The 7931-nt window shown below is 64.1% G+C and carries 7 protein-coding genes; 6 read left to right on the top strand and 1 reads right to left on the bottom strand.

Going from position 1 to position 7931, the window contains the following annotated elements:
* From AC062T_RS12985 to secA, 5 genes are all read left to right on the top strand, one after another.
* A partial coding sequence (locus AC062T_RS12985; RefSeq protein ID WP_476030672.1) for an ATP-binding protein occupies positions 1-364 on the top strand: 364 nt, incomplete at its 5' end.
* Complete coding sequence (locus tag AC062T_RS12980) at positions 354-2060, top strand: LpqB family beta-propeller domain-containing protein (protein WP_476030670.1); 1707 nt, start codon at positions 354-356, stop codon at positions 2058-2060. The genes AC062T_RS12985 and AC062T_RS12980, both read left to right, overlap by 11 nt.
* A gap of 93 nt (positions 2061-2153) precedes the next feature.
* Positions 2154-2816 (top strand): ComF family protein, encoded by a 663-nt coding sequence (locus AC062T_RS12975; RefSeq protein ID WP_476030668.1) that lies wholly within the window; start codon positions 2154-2156, stop codon positions 2814-2816.
* Positions 2817-2953: 137 nt separating this feature from the next.
* Positions 2954-3634 (top strand): ribosome hibernation-promoting factor, HPF/YfiA family, encoded by a 681-nt coding sequence (gene hpf, locus AC062T_RS12970; protein WP_476030666.1) that lies wholly within the window; start codon positions 2954-2956, stop codon positions 3632-3634.
* A gap of 227 nt (positions 3635-3861) precedes the next feature.
* The gene (gene secA, locus AC062T_RS12965; RefSeq protein WP_476030664.1) at positions 3862-6690 is read left to right on the top strand and encodes a preprotein translocase subunit SecA; all 2829 of its coding nucleotides are present in this window, start codon (positions 3862-3864) and stop codon (positions 6688-6690) included.
* A 94-nt stretch (positions 6691-6784) separates the two neighbouring features.
* On the opposite strand, the gene AC062T_RS12960 is transcribed toward secA, so the two are convergent.
* On the bottom strand, positions 6785-7234 hold the full coding sequence (locus AC062T_RS12960; RefSeq protein ID WP_233245603.1) for an Rv3235 family protein: 450 nt from the start codon (positions 7232-7234) through the stop codon (positions 6785-6787).
* Positions 7235-7370: 136 nt separating this feature from the next.
* Here AC062T_RS12960 and AC062T_RS12955 point away from each other — a divergent pair.
* Positions 7371-7931, top strand: a 561-nt coding sequence (locus AC062T_RS12955; protein ID WP_476030661.1) for a hypothetical protein, incomplete at its 3' end; no start/stop codon positions are given.

Raw genomic sequence — 7931 nt, 5'->3', positions numbered from 1 at the left:
CATCGTCGTCACGATCGACAGCAATGCCACCGCAATCGGCTTCACCGTTCGCGATCACGGAATCGGCATGACGGCCGATCAGCTCGACCATGTATTCGAGCGGTTTTGGAGAGCGGATGCATCGCGGCAGCGCACGATCGGCGGCACAGGTCTTGGCCTCGCCATTGCCCTCGAAGATGCGGGACTGCATGGCGGTGTCATCGAGGTGTGGTCTGAGCCCGGATCGGGCACGGTGTTCAGAGTGACGTTGCCCCGCATCCCCGGCGCCGCTCCCGGCGAATCGCCGCTGTCCCTGACTCCCGAAGACAGGGATGACGAAGCGGATGCGGCCTCGGCTGTTGAGGAGGTTCAGGATGCTGGATAAGCGCTCGGCCTCACTCTCGACCCTGCGCAGGGTGATCGCTTCTGCAGTAGTCCTGCTGGTGGCCGCGCCGGTGCTGTCGGCGTGCGTTGGTATCCCGCGCGCCGGAGCGGTGTTCGTGGGCGACGAGGTGAGCCAAAAAGATCCGGGAGGCATCGAGTACATCGTCGATGGACCCGGAGAGGACGATAGCGTCGAAGAGATCCTGAGGGGCTTCATCAACGCGTTCAAGAGTTCGGGTGACTACGACGTCGCGCGCCAGTTCTTGAGTTCGGAATTCGTGAACGACTGGGACCCGCGCGAGAGCGTTCTTCTGCACACCGGCGCCTCCAGGTTCGTGCCAGTAACGGCCACGGCGATGGACTTCGTGCTCACGCCGAGTGCCTCCGTCGATGCTGCCGGGGCCTACCGATCGTTCACCCCGGCACCGGCAACGCTGCACTACGAGTTCGTGCAAGAAGATGGCCAATGGCGCATCAGCTCGGCTCCGAATGGAATCGTGCTCACGCTGGGCTCATTCCAGAACGCCTTCAGCCGCCAGGTTCTCTATTTTCTCGACACCGGGGGCAACTACCTTGTTCCCGATCTGCGGTGGTTCCCCGTGGGCACGGCGGCAACCCGGGTGGTCTCGGCCGTGCTGGCCGGCCCCCCACCGTGGTTGCAGGGCGCGGCAACGACCTCATTCCCTGAGGGCACGCAGCTCAGCTCGCCCAAGCGGGTGGCCGTCGACGGCCAATCTGCGCTGATCGACCTCACCCCTGAGGCTTTGGCGGCATCCGAGGCGCAGCGTCAGCTCATGCGCCTGCAATTGGAGGCGAGCCTGGGCCGGGTGTCGAGCATTTCATCCGTCGTTATGTCGGTCAATGGCAGCGAGCTGCCGGTGGGAGAGCCCGTCAGAGGCCTGCCGCAGGCGAGGCTTCAGGTCGATAGCAGGCCGCTCATGCTTCACGACGGCGTGTTCGGATACTTCGCGAACGGCACCGTCACCGAGATCGATGGGCTGAGCGACCGGGTTGTTGCCCTTGCGCCCCGGGCAGCAACACTGGGCTCGAGTGAATCCGTCGCTGCGGTGCTCGGCGTGGATGGGGTTTCTGTGGTCAGACGGCAGGGTTCGCCGACGCTCGTCGATTCACGCACCGACCTCGTTGCACCGTCACTCGACGGCTATGGGTACGTGTGGTCTGCTCAGCGCGGTTCGACGGCTACGCTTCAGGTCCTCGGCTTCGATGGTGAGCAGTTTGCCTTTACCTCTAACCTTCCGGTTGATGGCGAGGTCGTCGGCATCGAGGTTTCGCGCGATGGCTCGCGGCTCGCGATCCTGCTCAAATCCAACGGCGGTCCACGTCTTATCGTTGCGGCCATCATTCGCGACACGGCAAACGGCCAAGCACCCCTCTCACTGGGTGTGCCCATCCTCGACGCGGTGGAGGAGAGCGGCACCGCGGTCGGCCTCGCCTGGATCGACGAGACCACCGTCGCTACGCTCGTCGACTCCGGAGCGCGATCCGCCGTGCAGTCCTACCAGGTGGGCGGGTTCAGATCGTCGCTGGGCTCGGCGGATGCTGCCGTGGGAATCGTAGGAGCCAACGGCGAGAGCGGACTTCGCATAATCGGTGCCGACGGCATCGTGTCGGTGCGTCGGCCGAGTGGATGGCAAAGCACCCAGGTGGAGGGTTCGTTCATCGCAACGCAGCGGTAAGCGAGCTTCCTCCCCACCGCCGGCCCGAGTCGGCAGTCCCGACCCTGACGCGGGCGCCAGGGGGAGTGGGTCTTCGACTGCCACCATCGGCGGATGCTTGCTCGCGTTCTCGAGGCCGTGCACGACGCGGTTGCGTTGGTTCTGCCGGTCGCCTGCACGGGATGCGGGGCTCCCGATCGTTCCGTCTGCGGTCAATGCCGCTCGCGGCTGGCGCCGGAGCCCCGGACGCGCGTCCTTGAGGACGGCACGATCATCGTGTCGGCGCTCCGCTACGAGGGTGTCGTGCGCCAGTGCATCATCGGGCTCAAAGAGAACGGAAGAACGGATGCCGCGCGCTACCTTGCGCCCGCGCTCGCCGCGGCTGCGGAGGCGGCTCTGCTGGCCAACCCGCAGGGCGAATCGCCGGTTCTCGTGTGTGGCGTGCCATCCCGAAGGGCGTCGTTTAGCGCACGGGGATACTCGCCGGTTTCCGTGCTGTGCCGACTCGGCTTCGGCTTTCACCCGCGCGCCGTGCTCGCGCAACGAGACGGCGGCGTGAGTCAAAAGTCTCTGGGACGCCAAGGCCGCAGATACAACGCCGGCGGGGCCTTTGTTGCCGTCGCCGACCTCGCCGGAAGGAGGGTGCTCATCGTGGACGACGTTGTGACAACGGGGGCGACGATCCTCGATGCTGCGCGGGCGATTAGAGAGGCCGGAGGGTACGTGATCGCTGCCGCCGTAGTGGCGGACACGCCGCTCGTGAGGCAGGTTGGCTAATAGCTTTCACCATATTCGGAGGGTGTCGCGAAAGTTCTCGTGACATCTCCAGCAGCCAGCACTACGGTGAACAAAAGAGGCGCGCAAGCTCGCCTGGTTTCGCGAATTGCGCGTCGAAAGAGAACCAGGAGGACGGCATGGAAATTTCCATCTACGGACGCAATGTGGATATCACGGATCGCTTTCGTGACTACGCGACCGAGAAGGCGGAGAAGGTTTCACACCTCGCGCCCAAGGCCATCGCTTTTGAGATCAAGGTCAGTCGGCACAACGAGAAGAATTCGTCATCCGGAGAAGATCGGGTCGAACTCATGCTCATCGGGCCAGGGCCTCTCGTGCGGGCCGAGGCGGAAGGAACCGACAAGTACGTCGCCTTCGATATTGCCCTCGACAAAATTCTCGAGCGAATACGACGGGCCAAAGACCGCAAGAAGGTGCATCGCGGTCAGCATCGCCCCGTTTCGCTTCACGAGGCGTCCACCGGTGGATTCAGTGTTGTTGACATAACCCCGGCTAGTCCGGAACAGATCGAACAGGTGACAACGGGCTCGATCCCCGTGCAGCCTGCCCCCGAGCCCGGCGAGGACGACTGGAGCCCCGTCGTCATCCGCAAGAAGCTGTTCCCCTCGATGACCATGACGGTCGAAGACGCGCTCTACAACATGGAGTTGGTCGGGCACGACTTCTACCTCTTTATCGATGCGGAGAATGACCGCCCCAGCGTTGTCTATCGCCGAAAGGGATGGGACTACGGCGTCATCGGTCTCGATGATGCCGCCGCGCGAGAGGCGACAGGAGCACGTAGCGCCCGTCGCTAGACAAGCGCGGTAACACCGGAGGAGGGGCGCGTCGGCGCTCCTCCTCCGCTGTGTTCAGGCTGCGCGCTCGTGACCTCAGCAACGCGTGTTAGCGAACTCTCATCGGGGCGACAGCTAGGATTGCTACGCTTGACGGTGCTGTGCCCGAGCACGCTCGCGACTGCATCGGTGCACCGCGGAGGTCGGCGGGGGCCGGCACGACCCGACCAAACTTTGAGGAGCTTTCGGTGGCCAATGTTCTAGAGCGTGTCCTTCGCGTCGGTGAAGGACGCACGATGCGCAGGCTGCAGCGCTATGCCTCCGCAATTAACAACCTCGAAGATGACTTCACGGAGCTGAGCGACGACGAGCTTCGCAACGAGACCGTTGAGCTGCGAGAGCGCTACTCCAACGGCGAGTCGCTCGACGACCTGCTGCCGGAGGCGTTCGCCGCGGTCCGCGAGGCTGCTAAGCGCACCGTCGGCATGCGCCACTTCGATGTTCAGCTGATGGGTGGGGCAGCGCTTCACCTCGGCAACATCGCTGAGATGAAGACCGGTGAAGGAAAGACCCTTGTGGCAACACTCGCGGCCTACCTCAACGCGATCCCCTCGCGCGGTGTTCACGTGATCACGGTCAACGACTACCTGGCGAGCTACCAGTCAGAACTCATGGGCCGCATCTTCCGCGCTCTGGGAATGACTACCGGCTGCATCGTGAGCGGGCAGAGCCCCGCAGAGCGGCGCGAGCAGTACGAAGCAGACATCACCTACGGCACGAACAACGAGTTCGGGTTCGACTACCTTCGCGACAACATGGCGTGGCAGGCCTCAGACATGGTGCAGCGCGGTCATCAGTTCGCCATTGTTGACGAGGTCGACTCGATCCTCATCGACGAGGCCCGCACCCCGCTCATCATCTCCGGGCCGTCGTCCGGAGAGGCCAACCGCTGGTTCACCGAGTTCGCGGGCCTGGCCAAGCGCCTCGTGCCCGGCGTCGACTACGAGGTGGACGAGAAGAAGCGCACGGTTGGCGTGCTTGAGCCCGGCATCGAGAAGGTCGAAGACTACCTCGGCATCGACAACCTCTATGAGTCGGCGAATACCCCGCTGATCTCGTTCCTCAACAACTCGATCAAGGCAGCAGCCCTGTTCAAGAAGGACAAGGACTACGTCGTCATGAACGGTGAGGTTCTCATCGTCGACGAGCACACGGGCCGCATCCTGATGGGGCGCCGCTACAACGAGGGAATCCACCAGGCAATCGAGGCCAAAGAGGGCGTCGCGGTCAAGGCCGAGAACCAGACCCTCGCCACGGTCACGCTGCAGAACTACTTCCGCCTCTACAAGAAGCTCTCGGGCATGACCGGTACGGCCGAAACAGAGGCCGCCGAGTTCATGAGCACGTACAAGCTCGGTGTCGTCGCGATTCCGACCAACCGTCCCATGCAGCGCATCGATCAGTCGGACCTTGTTTACAAGAACGAGCAGATCAAGTTCGAACAGGTCGCAGAAGACATCGTCGGCCGCCACGCAAAGGGCCAGCCGGTTCTTGTGGGTACGACCAGCGTCGAAAAGAGTGAGTACCTCTCCAAGCTGCTCGCCAAGCGCGGCGTCAAGCACGAGGTGCTCAACGCCAAGAACCATGCGCGAGAGGCAGCGATCGTTGCCCAGGCGGGCCGTCTCGGCTCCGTCACCGTCGCGACGAACATGGCAGGGCGAGGCACCGACATCATGCTCGGTGGTAACGCCGAGTTCCTGGCCGTGGCCGAGATGAACCAGCGCGGACTGAGCCCGGTCGACACGCCAGAAGAATACGAATCGGCTTGGGACGACGTGTACGCCCGCGTTCAGGCCGAGGTCAAGCACGAGGCGGAGAAGGTCATCGAGGTCGGCGGCCTCTATGTGCTCGGCACAGAGCGCCACGAGTCCCGACGCATCGACAACCAGCTGCGCGGTCGCTCCGGACGACAGGGTGACCCCGGCGAAAGCCGGTTCTACCTCTCGCTCACCGACGACCTCATGCGGCTGTTTAACTCTGCCGCCGCCGAGTCGCTCATGGGTCGTGGCAACGTGCCAGACGACATCGCGATCGAGTCAAAGATCGTGAGCCGCGCCATCCGCAGCGCCCAGGCACAGGTCGAGGGTCGCAACGCCGAGATTCGCAAAAACGTGCTCAAGTACGACGACGTTCTCAATCGCCAGCGCGAGGCCATTTACGCCGACCGTCGCCGCATTCTTGAGGGCGACGACCTGCACGAGCGTGCACAGCACTTTCTTGAGGATGTTGTCGGCGACGTCATCGACGCGCACACGTCTGAGGGCCACGCTGATGACTGGGACTTCGACGCCATGTGGGCTGAGCTCCGCACGCTTTACCCCGTGTCGATCACGCCCGACGAGGTAATCGCCGAGGCGGGAGCCCGGGGCAAGGTCACGCACGATCTGCTCCGCAACGAAATCCTCTCGGATGCCAAGCTTGCCTATGAGAAGCGCGAAGCGACCCTGGGGTCTGCCGCGATGCGTGAGCTTGAGCGCCGCGTAGTGCTTTCGGTCATCGACCGCCGCTGGCGCGACCACCTCTATGAGATGGATTATCTGAAGGACGGCATCGGCCTTCGCGCGATGGCCCAGCGCGACCCGCTCGTTGAGTACCAGCGCGAGGGTTACGCCCTGTTCCAGACGATGATGGGGCAGATTCGCGAAGAGGCTGTCGGGTTCCTCTTCAACCTTGAGGTTGAGGTGACTCCTGCTGGGGCCACCGCGTCTGCTCCCGTTGTCGCGGCCAAGGGTCTTTCGGTCGAGTCCACACCGGCGCAAAACCTCAGTTATTCAGCTCCGAGTGCCGACAATGGCGGCGAGGTGGAGGTGCGCAACCAGCGCGGCCAGATTGACAAGGCCTCGACGGCTCGTGCCCAGCGTGCGCAGCAGCAGACCGTCGCCGCGGCGGCGCAGCAGGGGCAGCCTGCTGCCGCTGCGGCTCAGCCCGCGCAGCGTGGTGCTTTCGGGCAGCAGCCGACCGCAGCGCCGACTCCCGTGAACCGGGCACAGCGCAGGGCGCAGGGCAAGAAGAAGTAGCGCGCTCGCGAGAGCCAGACTAAAGAAGGCCGGTCCCTTTGGGGCCGGCCTTCCTTTTTTCTTGCGCTTTCTGCTGGCGACTAGCGGTTCGTGCCTAAAGAACGTTGATGGCTGTGGCTCTCCAGCGAGAGTCGAGGCCCTCGAGCCTGATCGCCACGGCCCTGCTTCGCGCTCGACCGTGCACGATGACGACGGCTTCGACCACCCCGTCACGCGGTTCATCAACCACGACGCTGCCGATGGAAAACGTGGGGCGGCTCACCTGGGCGCCGCGCGCCCTGCGAGCGCGGTCAGAGAGCACGACGCGCTTAACGAGGTTGCGGTAGACATCGTCGGTGACCCAACGGGCGATCTGCTGTAGATCGCGCGCGCCAGCCAAGATTTCGACAACGCAGCGCGTGAGGTTCTCGAGCAGGGGCTGCGGGTCGGGCAGCGAAGCCGTCGTCGTCGGCTGGTGGCCAAAGAATGACTCGGGTTCGAACGGCTGGCGGATGATCTTGCTGGGCAATCGCTCGGGAAGCGCAGCGGCGGAGGCTCGGGGCATGGGATCTCCTGGGCGGGGGAGGAGCGCGAACGGGGTCTACCCCTCTTTGGGGGTCAGGGTGACTCAACCACGCATCTGAGGAATAGTCCACGCCCCCGATTCGGGGCTGTGGAAAACTCGCGAGCATCCCGCTCGGATGTCCTACGTTCTGCACATGCGCTGGGACAACCTGTTCGACGACCTCGAGAGCCAACTCGAGGCCGAGCTGGAGGCCGATGACGTCGGGCTTCGGGTCGAAGAGGAGAGGCTGCGTCTCGCTCGCCTGGGTTTGCGTGACCGGCTCGTTGCCATCGCGACAGACACGCTCGGCAGCGACCTCCCGGTGCGGTTGCTTCTGGGAGATCGCCGCAGCCTCGACGTGCACTTCATCACGCTGGGTCGCGACTGGGCATCCGTCAACCGAATCGGGGGGCCGTCAAGCTACTGCTTGATTCCGTTCGCAGCGATCTCGGGCATCGTTCTCATGCGCGCCCAGTTGCAGAGCAGCCTCGCGAGCCCCGCGGCTCCAGACAACCTGGCCTCCCGGCTCGGTTTTGGATACATGCTGCGAGACCTTTGCCGAAGGCGTACGGCAGTCGAGATCACCCAGTCACGGGGCGAGGCCATCCACGGAACCATCGACAGGGTCGGGCGGGATCACCTCGACCTGGCCGTGCACGAGGCGGGAATCGCGCGGCGCGAGCGGGATGTGGCTCAC

This window comes from Homoserinimonas sp. (assembly GCF_056262345.1).
This window is presented reverse-complemented; position numbering and strand designations above follow the sequence as displayed.